This window comes from Brevibacillus sedimenti, assembly GCF_020923495.1.
Lineage (GTDB): Bacteria > Bacillota > Bacilli > Brevibacillales > Brevibacillaceae > Brevibacillus > Brevibacillus aydinogluensis.
This window is the reverse complement of the sequence record NZ_CP064048.1, coordinates 761,899-781,870: the sequence shown is the minus strand read 5'-3', so window position 1 is coordinate 781,870 and position 19,972 is coordinate 761,899. Positions and strand designations below refer to the sequence as shown.

General features: G+C 49.1%; 16 protein-coding genes. 15 read left to right on the top strand and 1 reads right to left on the bottom strand.

All coding sequences use genetic code 11. The annotated features are described in order from the left end of the window. Positions 1–6 precede the first annotated feature (6 nt). From IRT44_RS03715 to IRT44_RS03680, 8 genes are all read left to right on the top strand, one after another. The gene (locus tag IRT44_RS03715; RefSeq protein WP_230077470.1) at positions 7–1,083 is read left to right on the top strand and encodes a glycosyltransferase family 2 protein; all 1,077 of its coding nucleotides are present in this window, start codon (positions 7–9) and stop codon (positions 1,081–1,083) included. Positions 1,084–1,151: 68 nt separating this feature from the next. Continuing rightward, on the top strand, positions 1,152–1,493 hold the full coding sequence (flaG, locus tag IRT44_RS03710) for a flagellar protein FlaG (protein ID WP_230077469.1): 342 nt from the start codon (positions 1,152–1,154) through the stop codon (positions 1,491–1,493). Between the two features lie 12 nt (positions 1,494–1,505). Further along, positions 1,506–2,990 (top strand): flagellar filament capping protein FliD, encoded by a 1,485-nt coding sequence (gene fliD / locus IRT44_RS03705; RefSeq protein ID WP_230077468.1) that lies wholly within the window; start codon positions 1,506–1,508, stop codon positions 2,988–2,990. A gap of 12 nt (positions 2,991–3,002) precedes the next feature. Next, positions 3,003–3,386, top strand: coding sequence for a flagellar export chaperone FliS (fliS, locus tag IRT44_RS03700; protein ID WP_230077467.1), 384 nt, complete (start codon positions 3,003–3,005; stop codon positions 3,384–3,386). Between the two features lie 6 nt (positions 3,387–3,392). Further along, on the top strand, positions 3,393–3,755 hold the full coding sequence (locus IRT44_RS03695) for a hypothetical protein (protein ID WP_230077466.1): 363 nt from the start codon (positions 3,393–3,395) through the stop codon (positions 3,753–3,755). Between the two features lie 178 nt (positions 3,756–3,933). Further along, positions 3,934–7,677 carry an IPT/TIG domain-containing protein gene (locus IRT44_RS03690; protein ID WP_230077465.1) on the top strand — a complete coding sequence of 1,248 codons (3,744 nt, stop codon included), beginning with the start codon at positions 3,934–3,936 and terminating at the stop codon, positions 7,675–7,677. A 622-nt stretch (positions 7,678–8,299) separates the two neighbouring features. After that, positions 8,300–9,559 (top strand): group II intron reverse transcriptase/maturase, encoded by a 1,260-nt coding sequence (gene ltrA, locus IRT44_RS03685; RefSeq protein ID WP_230077222.1) that lies wholly within the window; start codon positions 8,300–8,302, stop codon positions 9,557–9,559. A gap of 160 nt (positions 9,560–9,719) precedes the next feature. Continuing rightward, the gene (locus IRT44_RS03680; RefSeq protein ID WP_171567260.1) at positions 9,720–11,903 is read left to right on the top strand and encodes an IPT/TIG domain-containing protein; all 2,184 of its coding nucleotides are present in this window, start codon (positions 9,720–9,722) and stop codon (positions 11,901–11,903) included. Between the two features lie 115 nt (positions 11,904–12,018). On the opposite strand, the gene IRT44_RS03675 is transcribed toward IRT44_RS03680, so the two are convergent. Further along, on the bottom strand, positions 12,019–12,198 hold the full coding sequence (locus tag IRT44_RS03675; protein ID WP_171567261.1) for a hypothetical protein: 180 nt from the start codon (positions 12,196–12,198) through the stop codon (positions 12,019–12,021). 190 nt (positions 12,199–12,388) lie between these two features. Here IRT44_RS03675 and IRT44_RS03670 point away from each other — a divergent pair, with 190 nt between their 5' ends. The 7 genes from IRT44_RS03670 (at position 12,389) to secA2 (ending at position 19,751) form a co-directional block, all read left to right on the top strand. Beyond that, positions 12,389–13,198: a motility protein A gene (locus IRT44_RS03670; protein ID WP_171567262.1), complete on the top strand. Its 810-nt coding sequence runs from the start codon at positions 12,389–12,391 to the stop codon at positions 13,196–13,198. Then, positions 13,191–13,976: an OmpA/MotB family protein gene (locus IRT44_RS03665; RefSeq protein ID WP_230077464.1), complete on the top strand. Its 786-nt coding sequence runs from the start codon at positions 13,191–13,193 to the stop codon at positions 13,974–13,976. Before IRT44_RS03670 ends, IRT44_RS03665 begins: the two co-directional genes overlap by 8 nt. Positions 13,977–14,285: 309 nt before the next feature. Continuing rightward, positions 14,286–15,095: a basic amino acid ABC transporter substrate-binding protein gene (locus tag IRT44_RS03660; RefSeq protein ID WP_212133379.1), complete on the top strand. Its 810-nt coding sequence runs from the start codon at positions 14,286–14,288 to the stop codon at positions 15,093–15,095. 89 nt (positions 15,096–15,184) lie between these two features. After that, positions 15,185–15,859 (top strand): amino acid ABC transporter permease, encoded by a 675-nt coding sequence (locus tag IRT44_RS03655; protein WP_212133415.1) that lies wholly within the window; start codon positions 15,185–15,187, stop codon positions 15,857–15,859. Positions 15,860–15,953: 94 nt separating this feature from the next. Next, on the top strand, positions 15,954–16,151 hold the full coding sequence (locus tag IRT44_RS03650; protein ID WP_171567265.1) for a cold shock domain-containing protein: 198 nt from the start codon (positions 15,954–15,956) through the stop codon (positions 16,149–16,151). A 310-nt stretch (positions 16,152–16,461) separates the two neighbouring features. Beyond that, the gene (gene hpf, locus IRT44_RS03645; protein WP_230077463.1) at positions 16,462–17,016 is read left to right on the top strand and encodes a ribosome hibernation-promoting factor, HPF/YfiA family; all 555 of its coding nucleotides are present in this window, start codon (positions 16,462–16,464) and stop codon (positions 17,014–17,016) included. A 224-nt stretch (positions 17,017–17,240) separates the two neighbouring features. Next, positions 17,241–19,751: an accessory Sec system translocase SecA2 gene (secA2, locus tag IRT44_RS03640; RefSeq protein ID WP_230077462.1), complete on the top strand. Its 2,511-nt coding sequence runs from the start codon at positions 17,241–17,243 to the stop codon at positions 19,749–19,751. Positions 19,752–19,972 lie beyond the last annotated feature (221 nt).

Here is a 19,972-nt window from a genome sequence, read left to right as displayed (position 1 = left end):
TAACATGTGACCACTGTGAGTCTTGTCATGATAGTTAAAAATGAGGCGAATAAATTGGCTCGTTGTTTAAATAGCGCAAAAGACTTGGTTAATGAGATCGTAATCGTTGATACAGGATCAACTGACGGTACTAAAGAAATTGCTAAGAAGTTTGGGGCGAAGGTTTATGACTTTGTTTGGAATGACAGTTTTTCTGAAGCACGAAATTTTGCCCTAGATAAATCTCAAGGAGAGTGGAATTTAATACTTGACGCAGATGAGTACATTACAGGAGAATGTAAGGTTCACTTACAAAAATTTATAAACAATTATATGGCAATTGGCCGAATCTCTATTGTAAGTAAATATGAAGAAAACAACGAAGTGCGTTATACACGTCATTTTGCTTCCCGCTTGCTTCCTAGAGGATCTTATTACCGTGGCAGGATTCATGAGCAGGTTGTTTCAGACTTACCTCATATCCGGACAGGTATTGAGGTTTATCATGATGGATATTATTTGACAGATAAAACCGATCGTAATTTACCCCTATTACTAAAAGAATTGGAAGAACATCCTGACGATCCCTATATTCTTTATCATATAGCAATCAATTATAAAAATAAAAAGGATTACGAAACTGCAGATAAATATTTTGCCAGAGCGTATGCCCGTTTTACACGAGAAGAAGGATTTGCCCCCGTTTTGGTTGTTGATTACCTCTACAACATTATGGCTAACGGCAACCTTGAAGATGGTATAGAGATTATTCGCAACGAAAAGGAATTTCTTCGGGACTATCCTGACTATCATTTCGTAACAGGTTTATTTTATATGGATTATATTCAAAAAGATATTGCCGGACGACTTGAAATGATTGACTGGATCGAACACTCATTTCTTACATGTTTGCAATTAGGAGATACAAAGAGATCTGACAGTGTTCTGGGAGTTGGAAGTTTTTTGGCAGCTTACAATTTGGGAGTTGTATACGAAGTATTCGGGTTGAATGAAAAAGCGGCAAGTTATTATGCCGAAGCTGCTGCGCTTGGTTATGCCCCAGCTGCGCATCGGTTGGAACTACTGTCAAAATCAACGTCCTGAAAAATATCAATTTTTGTTGCCGAGGTGCCGATACATACAATGAGTAAACTTTTAGGGGGTGTAAGATCATGGAGATTAGTTCTGTTAGTTATACAAATAAAATTCCACCTAAGGTTGTTGAAACGGGACAAAGCCTGGAAGTAAGTCACCGGTATGAAATTACTGTGGATGGGAATACAACAAGGTCACGTGAACAATTGGAAAAAGAAATTGGAAATCTTAATAAATTTCTGCAGACAAGTAACACACATCTTAAATTTACGCTACACGAAGAGTTGAATGAGTATTACGTTCAGATCATTGATGACCAAACACAAGAAGTCGTACGTGAGGTACCCTCAAAAAAAATCTTAGATTTGGTTGCAAAAATCCACGAAATGATCGGTCTTTTGGTGGATGAAAAAAGGTAGGAGGATTGTAGAATGATTAATCCGATCCGATTCAGTGGGATGGCTTCAGGACTTGATACCGAGAAAATTATAAGGGACTTAATGAAAGTAGAAAGAGAACCACTCAATCGATTAAAGAGAAAGAAGCAACTGGAGGAATGGAAGCGGGACAGCTATCGCGAAATAAATTCTCTTTTGTTAAACTTCCAAAAATCACTTGACGCTCTTCGTTTTTCAAGCAATTTGGAAAAAAAGAAGGCAGTATCAGAAAATGAAGCTGCAGTTTCAGTCAATATTAAAGGCTCACCTAAGCTTAATAATTATACCGTTAAGGTAACTCAGTTGGCTAAACCGGCTGTTCCACCATCTGCTGAGTTTTCCGTAGACAACTCGATTTCTAATTCGTCTGCGTCAATCGGTGCAAATTTTACTTTTGAAATAGATACAGGTGCCGGTTCTCCCGTAACTATTAATGTAGAGTCAACGGATTCCATTGATAGTATAATATCAAAAGTAAATCAGTCTGCAACGGGAATCAAAGCCACATATTTTAATAACAAGATCGTTTTCACAGCGAACGATGGTTCAATTTTTGACGTTACCGTAACAAGTGGGGACGGTTCCTTATTAGGAATGGGAAATAGTGGTACAGTCACAAGTTCCACCAGCGGGCAGCCAGGTTCTCCTGCAATCGTAGAAATTAACGGTGTGGTGCATACTGTTTCCAGTAATACTTTTACCTATGACGGTATTGAGTTTAATCTTAAACAAGTAACGTCGAATGCATTAAGTGTCGCAGTGAAGAATGACGAGGATGCAATATTCAATACCATTAAAAGTTTTGTAGACAAATATAACGAGTTAATTAGTAAAGTTAATGCAAAACTTACAGAAAAAAAGTACAAAGGATACGAACCGTTACTTGATGAAGAAAAGGAACAATTACCTGAGGAAACAGCAAAAAAATTGGAGGAAATGGCGAAAAGCGGTATACTCCAGCGTGATCCAATTCTGTCAAGCGGCTTGGATGCATTACGTTTCGCTCTTTCAGAGCCATTAAAGGGAGCAGACTCGGCCTTTGATACGCTGAGCGAAATTGGTATTTCAGGTGCGGCTAACGGTAAATTTGCCTATCTTGAGAAAGGCAAACTGTATATTGATGAAGCGAAACTGCGGCGAGCTATCAGCGAGAATGGTGACAAGGTGGTTCAACTTTTCAGCCAGTATAGCAGCACAAAGGATCCGAAAGAGACTGGTTTGGCTCAACGTATATACGATGAGCTGGACAAAACAATAAAATTATTAAGTAATAAGGCGGGTAGCGGGACCCAACCTATTGATAACAGTGTAATCGGGAACAGCATTGATAAAATTAATAGAGATATCGATCATTGGGAGGAGAGACTAAAAGCCATCGAAGACCGATATTGGAAAAAGTTCACTGCAATGGAGAAAGCATTAGCTCAATATCAGTCTCAAGGGAATTGGTTTGTTAATCTGTTAGGTGGTCAACAGTAGGAGGGGGGCACAGTGTTACAAAATGTTGCGCAGACTTACCAAACAAATCAAATCACAACCGCTTCTCCGGAGGAATTGACACTTTTGCTTTACAACGGGGCGATCACCTTTATTAAGCAAGCGAAATTGGGGATAGAAACAAAAGATTACGAAAAGGTGAATAAATATTGTATTAAAGTCCAAAATATTTTGTGTGAATTGATTGGTACTTTAAATGATACTTACCCAATCGCAAAACAATTTCGGGTAATGTATGATTATATGCTTCGTCAATTAATAACTGCGAACGTAAAAAAAGACATTTTGATATTAAATGAGGTAGAGGATTTTTTTGTGCAATTTCGTGACACTTGGAGAGAAGCCATTGCGATAACTAAAAAAAATAGCAGGACGTGAAGTCGTATGACTACTCCAATGGAAACATTGGCGGAGGAACTCTTAAAAGTTACGCTCAAACTAGCAAACACAGTTAAACAAGAAGAGTCGGACCCCAATGAATGGATCAATATGTTGGAACAAAGGCAGCAACTCATGAACGATATTAACGCGTGGCTTTTAAAAGGTGAAACCATTGGGCCCCGTCCGCTTAAGTATATTCAAGAGGCGTATGTTTTGGACAATCAGGTGATTTCGGTTATAAAAGAAAAACAAGAGGAACTTCAGACGAACCTACTTAAAATCAACCAATTAAGGGTTGCTGGTGACAGGTATAGTTACAGTTCCGGACCTACAGGATATGGAGCATTTTTTGACACGAAGAAATGAAAGGCCCTTTATTGGGCCTTTTCATTTGTAAGGAATACAGTAAGATCAAGTTTTATAAAAAAATAGAGATGTACCTCCGATATAACAAATAGAAGTCATTTGACACAGAGAAAGGACTTTTCACGAAAAAACAGCGGCGATAGCTGTTGTTTTTATATCAATTCAAGGAGGAGAAAAAATGGAGGTAATCAGGAAGAGTTCAATCTACTTATTGACTCTGCTTCTGGTTTTCCTTGGATGCCAGGTTCCAACACTCCATGCTGCCGTTAATGATTACATGTCGGTAACAAAGAGTGTGGACCCGACCACTATCACCACTGAGGAAGAAGCAGAAGTTACACTAAGCATCAAAGGTACGCCACCGGAAAATATTGTGGTACCAAATGATGTTGTCTTAATAATCGACAAATCAGGCAGTATGAGGCCTGAATCCAACAATGGTGAAGACAAGATTACAGCTGCAAAAGAAGCAGCAAAAGGTTTTATTGATCTAATGGATTTTTCAAAGCATCGAGTAGGAATTGTAGATTTTAGTTCTACCAATTTGACCCGAACTTTTGATCTAACTACTGATGCAACTCAAGCTAAAAACTATGTGGACACAATAACCGCTAATGGTGCAACAGCTACTGGTGACGCTATTGACAAAGCAATTGCTATGCTGGAGAACCATCGACCCGAGGCACGACCAGTTATCGTCATTATGACAGATGGGGATGCTACTGAACCAACTGGAAATCCGTATGGTTATGCCAAGGAAAGAGCACAAGCTGCTAAAGATGCGGGAATCGTATTTTACACGATTGCTCTATTAAAGTCTACGGACAATCCAGATACAAGTGGGCCTAATCTTCTGTTAAAAGAAATGGCAACAACGGCAGATCATCATCATTTTGTTCTGGGATCTCAAGGTTTGAAAGAAATTTACGCAGCAATCGTAAAGGAAATCGGTTTTGCCTCTGCTTATGACGTAACGGTTATTGACAATGTTTCACCTGACTTCACAATTGTTCCAGGCTCGTATGACAATAATATTCCAAAGCCTGAGGTAAATGGTAACACATTGATTTGGAAATTTGCGGAATTAAAGAACAACACTCTCACCTTCAAATATAAAATAAAACCGAAAGACCCGGAAAAAACTGGAATTCTGCCAATAACCTCGTCCGGTTCGGTTATCACTTATAAAGATTATGCAGGTGGAAATAGGAGTAAGGCTGTACCATATAAAGATTTACAGGTAATTTATCCAGCTCCGGTCATTACAGCCGTAGAACCAAGCGAAGGCCATGTAGATGGTGGGGGTAAAGTAACCATCCGGGGTGATAAATTTAGACCCGGCGCAACGGTTAAATTTGGATTAAATGCAGCATCTGATGTACAAGTCATCAGCAAAAACGAGATAACAGCTACAGTACCTGCCGGTAATCAAGGTAAAGTAACTATAACTGTTACAAATCCGGATCATCAGAAGGCAACTGCAGAATATAGATACAAGGCCGATCCTGTAATTACTTCAATTCAACCCAACAACGGTCCGTTGGCAGGGGGAAACACAGTCTACTTTAAAGGTAATTACTTCATGCAAGGTCTATCCGTAAAATTCGGGGAAAAAGAGGCTCCTGTAGCGGTTTACACTGACTCGACCTATTTTAGAGTGATTGCACCGGCAGGAGAGGTCCCTGGTCCTGTTGATGTGGTTTTGACGAATCCAGATGGAACTACGATTACTGTGGCAGGAGGGTATACCTATAATGCTCCTCCGGTAGAAGAATTGACTGTTTCAGAAATTACCCCAAATACCGGTAAACTTTCAGGCGGGGAATTGATTTATCTTCAAGGAAAAAAATTTGATCCTGCTGTGAAGGTGTATTTCGGTGAAAAAGCAGCTGAGCTTGTCACCTATTACTCTGACCAGCGAGTAGCAGTAAAAGCGCCAGCTGGAGATTCTGCTGGCCCGGTTGATGTAAAAGTTGTAAATCCTGATGGGAAATCTGTAACGGTTGCTGATGGCTATACGTACAAACCTGATCCTAAATTGCCTGCTCCTGAGATAACATCAGTTACACCAAACAGTGGTTTAGTGAAGGGAGGAGAGATAGTATCTATTAAAGGTAATAACTTCCAAAATGGAGTAAAGGTTTACTTTGGAGTTAATCAAGCAGAAGTAAGATTTTTCTCTAGTTCTCAATTAAATGTTGTTGCACCTGCGTCGTCAACGGTTGGAGATGTTGATGTAAGAGTGGTAAATCCAGATAATCAGGAAGCAATCAAACCGCAGGGCTACACATACTTGGAAAATCTCCCGGCACCTCCCCCCAGCATTACAAATATCAGTCCAAGCAGCGGCCCCATGGCTGGGGGAACAAACGTCTATATCGACGGGACTGATTTTGTACAAGGGTTGAAGGTGTACTTTGGTGAAGCTGAAGCACAAGTAGCCACCTTCTACAATAGTACTCGTATTTGGGTAAAATCACCGGCAGCCAATGTTGACGGCCCAGTAGATGTAAAAATTGTGAATCCGGATGGCCAAGAGACGATAAAAACAGAGGGCTTTACGTATCTAGCACCGCCGCCGACGAAACCACCGGTCATTACAAACATCAGTCCAAGCAGTGGCCCCATGGCTGGGGGAACAAACGTCTATATCGACGGGACTGATTTTGTACAAGGGTTGAAGGTGTACTTTGGTGAAGCTGAAGCACAAGTAGCCACCTTCTACAATAGTACTCGTATTTGGGTAAAATCACCGGCAGCCAATGTTGACGGCCCAGTAGATGTAAAAATTGTGAATCCGGATGGCCAAGAGACGATAAAAACAGAGGGCTTTACGTATCTAGCACCGCCGCCACCAAAGGCACCAACTATTACAAATATCACACCAATCAGCGGTCCGTTAACGGGAGGAACAAACGTATATATTGACGGTTCAGATTTCGTCCAAGGATTGAAGGTGTATTTTGGAGACGCTGAGGCACAGGTAGCTACTTTCTACAATAGTACGCGACTTTGGGTGAAGTCGCCTGCGGTAAGCACAGGCGGTCCTGTAGATGTAAAGGTTGTTAATCCAGATGGATTAGAGGGTGTTAAGGTTCAAGGGTTTACCTATCTAGTACCAGTTCCACAAATTACGTCGATCTCGCCCAATAGTGGTCCAGTAGCCGGTGGAACGAACGTATATATTGATGGAGCAAATTTTGTCCAAGGATTAAAGGTGTATTTTGGCGAAGCTGAGGCTCAAGTGGCTGCCTTTTACAATAGCACCCGTATTTGGGTTAAATCTCCTGCTTCGGGTGTCGATGGCCCAGTTGATGTGAGAATTGTTAACCCAGAAGGAACCGAGGGAGTAAAAACAAAAGGCTTCACGTATATTGCCCCACCACCCCCCAAGGCCCCAACAATTACCAATATTACACCGGCTAGTGGTCCGATAGCCGGGGGAACAAATGTTTACATTGATGGAACGGATTTTGCTCAAGGGGTAAAGGTGTATTTTGGTGACACAGAAGCTCAAGTAGCCACCTATTACAATAGTACACGACTTTGGGTGAAGTCGCCTGCGGTTAGCACAGGCGGTCCTGTAGATGTAAAGGTTGTTAATCCAGATGGCTTAGAGGGTGTTAAGGTTCAAGGGTTTACCTATATTGCCCCGCCACCTCCCAAGGCACCAACTATCACCAATATCACTCCCAAAAGCGGTCCGTTAACGGGAGGAACAAACGTATATATTGACGGTTCAGATTTCGTTCAAGGATTAAAGGTGTATTTTGGAGACGCTGAGGCACAGGTAGCTACGTTCTACAATAGCACTCGCCTATGGGTGAAATCTCCCTCTGCCAGTGTCGCCGGTCCAGTAGATGTAAAAATTGTGAATCCAGATGGACAAGAAAGTAACACTATACTTTTTGAGTACAAATAATGTCCATTGGAACAAGTTTCTATGTGAGAAGCAGCTGAGTTGAGTCAGCTGCTTCTTTTTTGGTGCGCCCGGCATGGGCGGTAGCTATAGGGTGAAAGTCCCGAACGGGGGTTGGCTGTACCAACCGTTAGCTTAAGGCAAGGGTGTCCGCCGTGAGGCGGAATCTGAAGGAAGCCGGCGGCAAAGTCCTGACCTGAGGTACACGAACCCAATTTGAGGCTGTTGTACTCGGGCGAGCCTGCCGAACAAGGTGAAGCCCCATACAGCCAAGGAGTGCAGCAGTAAATTGGGCAGGTACATGGGACGAAAGTTACCGTCCTTACCCGGGGAGGTCTGCATGATACGCCTACTACCGTTGGCAACCGTCTCCGCGAGGGGGCGCTGAACATGCAGAAGTCAGCAGAGGCCATAGTACTCCGATAGAGGACGCTCGAAGGAGGAAGGGCCGAACATCAAGTCAACACATGTTCTAATCCCTTTCGATACGGTGCGTCGAAGCAGAATTCCGAAATGGAACTTCCTCTGAATAGTAGGGGTGAAGCCCCGAGGGTACAGAGAAGGGCTGAGCATCGTACGGCAAGCTTAGCAACATGTGTGCGAAGAGAGGAGTATCGTCAGGGGCATGCTGGAGAAAGTGCTGTCACGGGACAACCTCATGGCCGCTCTCAAACGAGTGGAGGCCAACAGAGGTGCTGCGGGAATCGACGGTGTTTCAACCGAACAACTGCGCGACTACCTTCGTCAGCACTGGGCGACCATCCGGTCGCAAATCGAGAAGGGAACCTACAAGCCGTCTCCTGTCCGCAGGGTCGAAATCCCGAAACCTGACGGGGGAATACGATTGCTAGGCATCCCTACCGTGGTAGATCGCTTCATCCAGCAGGCCATCCTGCAGGTATTGACTCCCATATTCGACCCAGAGTTCTCCGACTCCAGCTTCGGGTTCCGTCCAGGCCGCCGTGCTCACAGTGCTGTGCGGAAAGCACAACAGTACATCAACGAAGGATTCCGGTATGTGGTCGACATCGACTTGGAGAAGTTCTTCGACCGGGTCAACCATGATATCCTAATGAGCCGGGTTGCCCGCAAGGTGAAGGACAAGCGCCTTCTTAAACTAATTCGCGCTTATCTGCAATCCGGAGTCATGGTCAACGGAGTGTGTGTCACGACGGAAGAGGGCACGCCGCAAGGTGGCCCCTTAAGTCCGCTGTTGGCCAACATTCTGCTAGACGACCTGGACAAGGAGTTGGAGAAAAGGGGACACCGTTTCTGCCGCTATGCGGACGACTGCAACATCTACGTCCGCTCCAAACGTGCGGGTGAACGTGTAAAGGCAAGTGTGGAGCGATACTTGACCAGGGTTCTCAAACTCAAGGTAAATCAACAGAAAAGTGCGGTGGACCGCCCGTGCAACCGGAAGTTCCTCGGCTTTAGCTTTATTCCGGGAAAGGAAGCGCGGATACGTCTGCATCCCAAATCGATCACCCGGTTAAAAGGACGAATTCGCCAATTAACCAACCCACATCGAAGCATGGCCATGCAGGAGAGGATTCAAAAACTCAACCAATACCTCATGGGATGGATCGGGTATTTTGCGCTGGCCGAGGCGAAAACCCATCTTCTGCGAATAGAGGAATGGATTCGCCGAAGGCTCCGGCTCTGTCTATGGACGCAGTGGAAACGAGTTCGTACGAGGTACCGCGAACTTCGTTCGCTTGGATTTTCTCACAACAGAGCACTGGAAATCGCAAACACCCGAAAGGGGGCGTGGCGGACAACAAAATCCCCGCACATGCACAAAGCCCTTGGTATTGCCTACTGGCAACAACAAGGGCTGATGAGTTTGATACAGCGATATTTCACACTTCGTCAAGCTTGGTGAACCGCCGTATACCGGTCGGTACGTACGGTGGTGTGAGAGGACGGGGGTTAACCACCCCCTCCTACTCGATTGGATTAAATTTGATGAAGTGGTATCAGTAACAATCCATGATAATCGTTCCGATAATTATATATATCACCATTCTGGAAGGAGTGTAAAAATGAAGCAAATGTATGGATCACTTTCCAAAAACATCTCGGTACTCCTTGTTCTAATTTTAGTTTTTCTTTTGTCGGGTGTAGGATCTTTTCAAGTACACGCGGCAGATGCTCCTTCGATTACAAAAATTTACCCGACGAGCGGAAAGCTTGAGGGTGGCGAACTCATTTACATTGACGGTAACAACTTTGTCGAAGGATTGAAAGTATACATGGGAGGGAAGGAAGCCCAATTATACACCTATTACGGAACCAAGCGAATAAACGTGAAAGCGCCGCCGGGAGATGCACCGGGAACGGTCGACGTAAAAGTGGTAAATCCGGACGGAACAGAGGCAGTGCTGTCCAATGCTTACACTTATCAGGCACCGCCAGAGATGATACCGGCGATCACCAAGATTTACCCGACAAGCGGAAAGCTTGAGGGTGGCGAACTCATTTACATTGACGGGAAAGATTTTGTCGAAGGTTTGAAAGTATACATGGGAGGGAAGGAAGCCCAACTCAACACCTATTACGGGAAGACCCGAATAAACGTGAAGGCACCGCCGGGAGATGCACCGGGAACGGTCGACGTAAAAGTGGTGAACCCGGACGGAAAAGAAGCGGTGTTGGCCAATGCTTATACCTATCAGGCACCGCCGGAGATGATACCAGCGATCACCAAGATTACCCCGACGAGCGGGAAGCTTGAGGGTGGCGAACTCATTTACATCGACGGAAAAGACTTTGTCGAAGGTTTGAAAGTATACATGGGAGGGAAAGAAGCCCAACTCAACACCTATTACGGGAAGACCCGAATAAACGTGAAGGCACCGCCGGGAGATGCACCGGGAACCGTTGACGTAAAAGTGGTGAACCCGGACGGAAAAGAAGCGGTGCTTTCCAATGCTTATACCTATCAAGCACCGCCGGAGATGATACCGGCGATCACCAAGATTACCCCGACGAGCGGGAAGCTTGAGGGTGGCGAACTCATTTACATCGACGGAAAAGACTTTGTCGAAGGGTTGAAAGTATACATGGGAGGGAAGGAAGCCCAATTATACACCTATTACGGGCCGAAACGAATCAACGTGAAGGCACCGCCGGGAGATGCTCCGGGAACCGTTGACGTAAAAGTGGTAAATCCGGACGGAAAAGAAGCGGTGTTGGCCAATGCTTACACCTACCAGGCACCGCCGGAGATGATACCGGCGATCACCAAGATTTACCCCACGAGCGGAAAGCTTGAGGGTGGCGAACTCATTTACATTGACGGGAAAGACTTTGTCGAAGGTTTGAAAGTATACATGGGAGGGAAGGAAGCCCAACTCAGCACCTATTACGGGACCAAGCGAATAAACGTGAAAGCACCGCCGGGCGATGCTCCAGGAACCGTTGACGTAAAAGTAGTAAATCCGGACGGAAAAGAAGCAACATTAACCGCTGCCTATACCTATTTGGCCGATTCTGCCCCACAGGTAAAAAGTGTGACACCATCCAGTGGATTGTTGACAGAGGAAAAAGAGGTATATGTACTGGGAGCATATCTGCAGCCGGATGTCAAGGTATTCTTCGGGGATATCCAGGCAGATATTCTGGCTTACTATACGGACGGTTACGTAAAAGTAAAAGCTCCTGTGGCAAATACAGAGGGTACGGTTGATATCACGGTTGTCAACCCGGATGGGCAATTCTACACACTGAAATCCGCATTTACGTATCGCAGCACGCCAGATCCAAATGACCGCGTGGACACGCCTGCAGATGTAGGCAGCGTTCAGATCACCAATGTCATTACTCCAAGCGGGGGAGGCCCGATCAACTATGGCTACGGGGACAAGTGGCGGGTGGATGATTTTGTTCCGGTAACGTTTGAAGGCACTGTTACAGACCACAGCGGAAATCCGCTGCCCCATGAAAAGATGACCTTCCGTTTCCTTGGCCATCTCAATTCGGAAGCCGTCAAACAGATGGAGTTCATCACGGACGACAACGGGCGCTTCGCCTTTCAGATGATCTTGCCGGCTGCAAAAGGAGAGCACGTCTACTATTTGCCGCTGGCAACACATTACTACGACATTGTAAATATTGAATTCTATGAGGGCATATACGACGCTGCCCAACCATCGTTGGCCAGAAAAATAGAGAATGTAAGTGACCGTGATGTTTATCACTTCGGCTTTTCGATTTATAACCCTTGATACAAAAGACTAAAGCAAATGGTAGATGGAAAAGGCTGCTGACTGTTGATCAGCGGCCTTTTTTCCGTGTATACAAAAAACAAGCAGGCTGTCCGACAGCCTGCCATGTCCCGGGTTAAACCCGTACGTCAAGCACTTTTCCCAGCGATGGATGCGGAGCTTGTGCCGCCTGCTGGATGGTTTGCTGGGTTTTGGCAAAGTCCTCCAACATTGTAGACGCCAGCGCCTGGGCGGTGGACTGCACCTGTTTCGTCAGACTGATGGCTATGGCTTGCTTCAATTGGACCATGTTCACGATCGGTCACCTTCTTCCGTACAGGTTCATGGGACAAACATGGGGAACTATTTCAGGTATCGGCATTTTGCTTGCGTCGGATTAGAAAAAAAGCATCTCGCACGTACCCATCGCTTCACTATCATTCATCAACCACGGGCGATTAACCGATACACGTAACAGAACTACTTCAACGGGATGGTGACACCTCTTGTCGACAAAACATCGCTCGCTCCTGCTGGTGGGAGCAGTCTTGCTTATGTTTGTGCACGCGATCTACCTCAACGGCAGCGCAGCCGATCTGCTGAACATGACGGCGATTGAGCTGGTGGCGCTGGCCGTGCTGATCGCCTATGCGATCAAGCGCAGGCACCTGGAACTGCGCTCCTTGATCCGGCTTCTGATGCATGGCCGGGAGGGAAACGTGGAAGAGACGATCAAACGATTCTACTACTATGCCTTGGTGCAGAAGGAACGGGGGCATCTGGCGTTGGAAAAAGAACTGGAGAACGAGCAGGATGCGTTCGTCCGCCGCGGCAGCTTGCTGGCGATTGAAGGCGTGCCGGAGGATGAACTGCGCATGATACTGGAAAACGAGCTGAAAGGGGAACAGTATCGGTACCAGCAGGCGGCGGGCTTCTTCCGATTGATCAGTCTGCTGGCGCCGGGCATGGGACTGGTGGGAACGCTTGTGGGGATGACGGGGGTGCTGAAGACGCTTTCCGACTTTACCACGACCGGGTACAGTCTCAGCTCGGCGGTGGTGGCGACGCTGTACGGGGCGCTGCTGGCCAACCTGATTGCCTTGCCGTGCTACTACCGGCTGATGGACATCCACGACCAGGAGATGTTCGAAAAGCGGCTGTACATCGAAGGGTGCGTCGGGCTACAGCGGATGGAGACGCCGCGTCTGCTGTTTGAAAAACTGAATTCGTTCCTGCCCGGGGACCGCAAGCTGGTGCTGATCAAGCAGCCGGGCAGCGTCAGAGGAACGATCGAAAGGCAGGATCGCCATGCATGACGACCGGCTGTACGACGAAAAGGAACTGGAAAAGAGCTGGCTGATCAGCTACAGCGACTTGTTTACCCTGCTGTTTGTGATCGTCGTGATCATCGCGGCGGCCCACGCGGCCAAGATCAAGGTGCAGATGGACGAAGTGGAGCGGCAGCAGGCCAGCTTGAAACAGGTGCACGAAAGCCTCGACCTGCTGAATCTGCAAAAGCTGGAGCTGGAGCGGGAGATTCACCAACTGGAAGCCAGGCGGGAAGCGTTGGCAGCTGCAGTGGAGGGGAAGAGCGCGGAAGAGAGCCCTCCCCGCCCGGATGCGACGTCAGCGGCAGCCGATGCGGCCAAGCGTGACATGGAGCGCATCCGTACGCAGCTCGCCTCCGCGCTGCGGGGGAAGCAAGTCGATTTCACAGAGACCGGGGACGGGCTGCGAGTGCGCCTGCCGGAAACGAGCTTGTTCGGCCGCGGCTCCGCCGAGCTGATGGACGAGGGAAGACAAATGGTGGACGTCGTGGCCCAAGTCTTGCGCCACTATTCGTACCGCGTCCGGATCGAAAGCTGCACGGACGATCTCCCTGTCGCCTCAAGCCCGTACCGCTCCGACTGGGAGGTGTCGTCGGCGCGGGCGCTGGCCGTGATGCGTGAACTGGTGGAGTCCCACGATCTGCCGGCCTCCCGCTTTTCCGTGGCGGGGTGGGAGGAACTCGCCGCGCAGGTGGACACGACCGACACAGGGAACGGCTCTCGCAACCGCGGCGTGGATTTGCTCATCCTGGTCGAAAAGGAATAACAGTTCAAATTTTTCTGTCAATAAAAATGCTTTTTTCGGAAGGATTCCCGTATAGTCAGAGAGAACTATCTCTGACAGGAATCCTTTTTTCATTTTTCGGATTTCTTAAAAAACGAACCTCGTTTTTCCTGTCCCAGGCACCGAGGGCAGCAGGGACGCGGGGCGGGGGGAGTTATTCCCAGCTTGTGCACAACCGTCTGTGGATAATGTGGACAACTTTGTGGAGAACGCGAAGTGACCGTTATCTCGGTGTGGACAGCGCTGGGGAAAAACAAGGCAGAGAGATACAGACGAGGGGGTTATTCAAACATGAGACGCGGAAGCAAATGGTTGTTGTCGTTGATGCTGACGGTTGGGGTCGGTCTCTTGGTAACTGCCTGTGGTGCGGGTGACAAGCAGGCTGCAAGCGGTAGCAGTTCCTCGGGGGGCGGCGGTGCGTCGGAAAAAGTGTATGTGGTCGGTACCGACGCAGCGTATCCGCCGTTTCAAATGATGGAGGCGGACAAGATTAGCGGTCACGACATTGACGTGATGAATGCCATCGCGGAAGCCGCCGGATTCAAGATCGAATGGAAAAACACAGGATGGGACCCGCTCTTTGACGGACTGGACAGGGGGACCGTGGACATCGGGATTTCGTCGATCACGATTCGCGAAGACCGCAAACAAAAGTACGATTTTTCTGAACCCTATTTTGAAGCCAACCAGCTGATTCTCGTGCCGGAGAACTCTCCGGTTACCAAGCTGGCCGACCTGAAAGGCAAGAAGATCGGCGTGCAGGCGGCGACGACGGGCGAATTTGTCGTGCAAAAGGCGTTCGGAAACACCTATGAAGGGCTGAAAGGCTACGACGACATGCCGTCCGCGATCGACGACTTTTACAACGGACGGGTCGACGCCGTAGTGGGCGACGACGGCATGATCAAGTACTACGTCAAGAAATTCAAGGACAAGAAGTTCAAGATGATCAAGGACGATTCCTTTGAAAAAGAGTATTACGGCATCATTGTGAAAAAGGGCAATACAGAGCTGTTGAACAAGATCAACGAGGGCCTGAAAAAGATTAAGGAAAACGGAAAATTGCAGGAAATCTACAACCAGTACTTCGGTAACGAGTAAACAGCGCAACCGGCCGGGTACGTCGTCCACTGGCGTACCCGTTGCTGTTTCCATCCGGCGGAACGCATCATGTGAAAGGAGGAATCCCTCTGGATTGGAGTGTCATCTACGAGTACCGGGAGCTGTTTCTGCGCGGGATCGTGAACACCATCCTGCTCACCACCGTCGCGACGGTGGTCGGGACCTTGCTGGGACTGTTTCTCTGTCTGGGGAAGCTGTCGAAAAACAGGCTGCTGCGCATTCCCAGTGCGGTTTACGTGGAGGTGTTTCGCGGCACACCGATGCTGGTGCAGATCCTGTTGATCCACTTTGCCGTCATTCCTTCAATCTGGGAAGCCTTTTTTCCGGGAGAAAGCAGCCCGGAAGCGATCTACTCCGGCTTTATCGCCCTGTCTCTGAACGCCGCCGCCTATATCGCGGAAATTTTCCGCGCGGGCATTCAGTCCATTGATCCGGGGCAGATGGAAGCGGCCCGTTCGCTCGGCATGACCAAGGGCATGGCGATGCGGCTGATCATCATTCCGCAGGCGTTTACCCGCATGCTGCCGGCGCTGGGCAACGAGTTTATCGCCCTGTTGAAGGATTCTTCGCTGACGGCGGTCATCGCCACCCCGGAGCTCAACTACGCGGCGATGAACGTGGCCAAAAACACTTTTGAGCGGTATCCCCCGTACCTGACGGAGGCGGCTGTGTACCTGGTGCTCACCCTGTTCCTGTCGCGGGTCGTCGTGAGGGGACTGGAGAAGAAATATTCCCCCAAATAAGGGGGAATTTGACTCTGGTCTCTCCGGGTGATATAGTCATTCACAAGGGATGGCCAATCCCAAGTTTTTACAACAGAAAGGGTTGTTTTATTCGATGCATGGCAAGGTAAAGTGGTTCAACGCAGAAAAGGGGTACGGATTTATTGAGCGGGAGGACGGCGGCGACGTATTCGTGCATTACACGGCGATCCAAGCTGACGGTTTCCGGACGCTGGAAGAAGGCGAGTCCGTCGAGTTTGACATCGTTGACGGCGACCGCGGCCCGCAGGCGGCTAACGTTGTGAAGCGCTAATCGCCAATTGCAAACGCTTACCTGACGGGAAAGCGAATCCCCCTGGTTCAAGGACAGGGGGATTATTTATTGTTACGCGATAATGGACTGTATGTGCAGGGTGCGGTGCTGCCGCAGATCGAGATAGTCGTCGCCGCGGCGGACCAGCGGGCGCATCGGTTCGTCCTTCTTATTAGAAATTGTTGGAAGAAAACTTTGTCGGGGTTTGTCGTAATGTAAAAGATTTGTAAAGGTTTTTTGAAGCCGGCAGGGAGGATTTTATCGATGTGTACGGAATAAACATAGGTAAAGACGGAAGGAGGTTGGAACCATGAAATTTAATATTCGTGGAGAAAACATGGAAGTCACCGCAGCACTTCGTGAGTATGTGGTAAAGAAAGTCGGCCGTCTTGAAAAATACTTTGAAACTCTGCAGCCTGCTGAAGCGCAAGTCACCTTGAGGGTACTGCGGAACGAAGCCACCATCGAGGTAACCATTCCGCTGGGCGGAGTGATTATCCGGGCGGAAGAAACCCATGAAGACATGTACGCTGCCATCGACCTGGTGGCCGAAAAGCTGGAACGTCAAATCCGTAAACATAAAACCAAACTGATGCGTAAGCTGCGCGTTGATACCAATAATAAAGCCCTCCTTCGTGATAATGAATCCATCGCTGTCTTGACTGAGGACGAAGAAGATGACGTGGAGATCGACATCGTTCGCACCAAACGGTTTGATTTGAAACCGATGGATGCGTATGAAGCGGTCCTGCAAATGGATATGCTGGGTCACAACTTTTTCGTCTTTCAAAACAGTGAGACCAATAACGTCAACGTGGTGTACCGCCGCAACGACGGACGCTACGGGCTGATCGAGCCGAAATGACGAGACAAAAAATAAACTCCAAGGGGAGTTGCTTTCTTCTGGCAACTCCCCTTTACTTGTATCCACATGTTGTAATTTGATAAAATAGCTTTTTAGAGAACATAAATAGTAGAAATTCTTTTTTCGCTAGGAACGTGTGGGAGAAGACTCCCCTGCAGGGACCTGGATATGGCTGCACAAGAAAGGTATTGGAAGTAGCTTTGCCATTAGGAAGGGGTGTCCTTATGTTAGGACTCGTAAAGAAGATATTTGGCGACAGCAACGAACGCGAAATCAAAAAGATGTTTAAACGCGTGGAAAAGATCAACGCGCTGGAACCGAGCATTTCGGCGTTGACCGACGAGCAACTGCGGGAGAAGACGACGGAGTTCAAAAACCGCCTGGCTCAAGGAGAGACGCTGGACGATATACTCAACGAAGCGTTTGCCGTGGTGCGTGAGGCCTCCAAGCGCGTTCTCGGCATGCGCCATTTTGACGTACAGTTGATCGGCGGTATGGTGCTGCAGGAAGGCCGCATCGCCGAGATGAAGACCGGTGAAGGGAAGACGCTCGTGGCGACGCTGGCGACGTACCTGAACGCGCTCCTGGGCAAGGGCGTGCACGTGGTTACCGTCAACGAATACCTGGCGGAGCGCGATGCGACCATCATGGGCAAGCTGTACAACTTCCTCGGTTTGTCCGTCGGTTTGAACAAGGCCGGGATGAGCGCCGAGGAAAAACGGGCCGCCTACAACTGCGACATCACGTACGGCACCAACAATGAATTCGGCTTTGACTACCTGCGTGACAACATGGTGCTCTACAAGGAACAAATGGTGCAGCGCCCTCTGTTCTTTGCCATCATCGACGAGGTGGACAGCATCCTCATCGACGAAGCGCGGACGCCGCTGATCATCTCCGGGGCGGCCAACCGTTCCACGGAGCTGTACTACATCTGTGCTCATTTTGTAAAGCGGCTGGAGCCGGAAAAGGACTTCACCGTTGATGAAAAGCTGAAAATCGTCACCCTGACCGACGAGGGTGTGGCCAAGGTGGAGCAGGCGTTCAACATCGAGAACCTGTACGACACCGCCCACATGACCCTGAACCACCATATCAACATTGCGCTCAAAGCGCAAGTCCTGTTCAAACGGGACGTGGATTACGTGGTGCAGGACGGCGAAGTGGTGATCGTCGACGAATTCACCGGCCGTCTGATGGTGGGCCGCCGCTACAGCGATGGTCTGCACCAGGCGATCGAGGCGAAGGAAGGACTGCGCGTCCAGAGCGAAAGCATGACGCTGGCGACGATCACGCTGCAAAACTACTTCCGGATGTACGAGAAGCTGTCCGGCATGACCGGTACGGCCAAGACAGAGGAAGAAGAGTTCAAGAAAATTTACGGTCTGGACGTCGTGGTAATTCCGACCAACAAGCCGGTCATCCGCAAAGACCTGCCCGACCTGATCTACAAAACGGAAGCGGCCAAGTACCGCGCCGTCGTCAACGACATCGTCGAGCGGCACAAGAAGGGGCAGCCCGTGCTTGTCGGGACCATCTCGATCGAAAACTCGGAGCGCCTTTCGCAAATGCTGAAGCAAAAAGGCGTGCCGCACAACGTCCTGAACGCCAAGCACCACGCTCGCGAGGCGGAGATCGTCGCCCGTGCCGGCCAGTACGGTGCTGTCACCATCGCCACCAACATGGCGGGCCGCGGTACCGACATCCAGTTGGGTGAAGGCGTGGCGGAGCTGGGCGGCCTGCACATCATCGGCACCGAGCGGCATGAGAGCCGTCGGATTGACAACCAGTTGCGCGGCCGTGCCGGTCGTCAGGGGGACCCGGGTTCCTCCCAGTTCTTCCTCTCCCTGCAGGATGAGCTGATGCGCCGCTTTGGTGCGGACAACATCATGAACATGATGGAACGCCTCGGCATGGAGGAAGACATGCCGATCGAGAGCCGTCTGGTGACGCGTGCCGTCGAGTCCGCCCAGAAACGGGTGGAGGGGGCCAACTTCGACGCGCGGAAAGTGGTGCTCCAGTACGACGACGTGATGAACCAGCAGCGCGCCGTCATCTACAAGCAGCGCCGTGAGATCCTGGAGCAGGACAATCTGGACGAAGTTGTGCTCAAGATGATTTACAGCGTCGTCGACCGCAACGTGGAGGCCTACTGCCCGCAGGAAGAGGTGCCCGAAGACTGGAACCTGCAAGGACTGGTTGAAGTGGCCAACAACACCTTCCTGCACAACGAGACGATTATTGTCTCCATGCTGAAGGGCAAAGAGGCCGAGGAAATTGCCGAGCTGTTGAAAGAAGAAGTGGCGAAGCAGTTTGAGAAGCGCAAAGCGGAAATCGGCGAGTTGATGAACGAGTTTGAGAAAGTGGTCGTGCTGCGTGCCGTGGACAGCAAGTGGATGGACCACATCGACGCGATGGAGCAGCTGCGTCAGGGCATTCACCTGCGCGCGTACGGCCAAAACGATCCGCTACGCGAGTACCAGTTTGAAGGATACCAGATGTTCCAGAACATGATTGCCGCCATCGAGGAAGAAGTGGCGATGTACATCATGAAGGCGGAGGTCAGCCAAAATCTGGAGCGTCAGGAAGTGGTGCGCGGCCAGGCGGTCGATCCGGCCCAGCTGCAAACGTCCGGTCCATCGGAGCGCCCCGCGAGTGAGGCGGAACCGAAAAACCGCGCCCAGCGCCGCGCGGAAGAACAGGAGCGCCGCCGCCAGATGAAGCGAGGCCATTAAAAACCTATAAAGTACGCAGCTTGCAAAACTGCTCTTCCCGTGTCGGGAGGAGCAGTTTTTTTTCTCCCCGTCTCCCTTAGGCTAGACAGCATTCGCCCGTTTTTGGTGCGACTGGCGGAAGAGACTTGGCGGTTTTGTCTAACACTGGAAAAAGGCATCGAACGATTCTCGTGGAAAAACCAGGCAAAATGAATACAATCGTAAGTACACCAACTTGCACT

Coding starts and splice junctions, on each gene's coding strand:
- flaG (WP_230077469.1), top strand. CDS start 1,152: ATGGAGATTAGTTCTGTTAGTTATACAAATAAAATTCCACCTAAGGTT.
- fliD (WP_230077468.1), top strand. CDS start 1,506: ATGATTAATCCGATCCGATTCAGTGGGATGGCTTCAGGACTTGATACC.
- IRT44_RS03695 (WP_230077466.1), top strand. CDS start 3,393: ATGACTACTCCAATGGAAACATTGGCGGAGGAACTCTTAAAAGTTACG.
- IRT44_RS03690 (WP_230077465.1), top strand. CDS start 3,934: ATGGAGGTAATCAGGAAGAGTTCAATCTACTTATTGACTCTGCTTCTG.
- ltrA (WP_230077222.1), top strand. CDS start 8,300: ATGCTGGAGAAAGTGCTGTCACGGGACAACCTCATGGCCGCTCTCAAA.
- IRT44_RS03680 (WP_171567260.1), top strand. CDS start 9,720: ATGAAGCAAATGTATGGATCACTTTCCAAAAACATCTCGGTACTCCTT.
- IRT44_RS03665 (WP_230077464.1), top strand. CDS start 13,191: ATGCATGACGACCGGCTGTACGACGAAAAGGAACTGGAAAAGAGCTGG.
- IRT44_RS03660 (WP_212133379.1), top strand. CDS start 14,286: ATGAGACGCGGAAGCAAATGGTTGTTGTCGTTGATGCTGACGGTTGGG.
- IRT44_RS03650 (WP_171567265.1), top strand. CDS start 15,954: ATGCATGGCAAGGTAAAGTGGTTCAACGCAGAAAAGGGGTACGGATTT.
- hpf (WP_230077463.1), top strand. CDS start 16,462: ATGAAATTTAATATTCGTGGAGAAAACATGGAAGTCACCGCAGCACTT.
- secA2 (WP_230077462.1), top strand. CDS start 17,241: ATGTTAGGACTCGTAAAGAAGATATTTGGCGACAGCAACGAACGCGAA.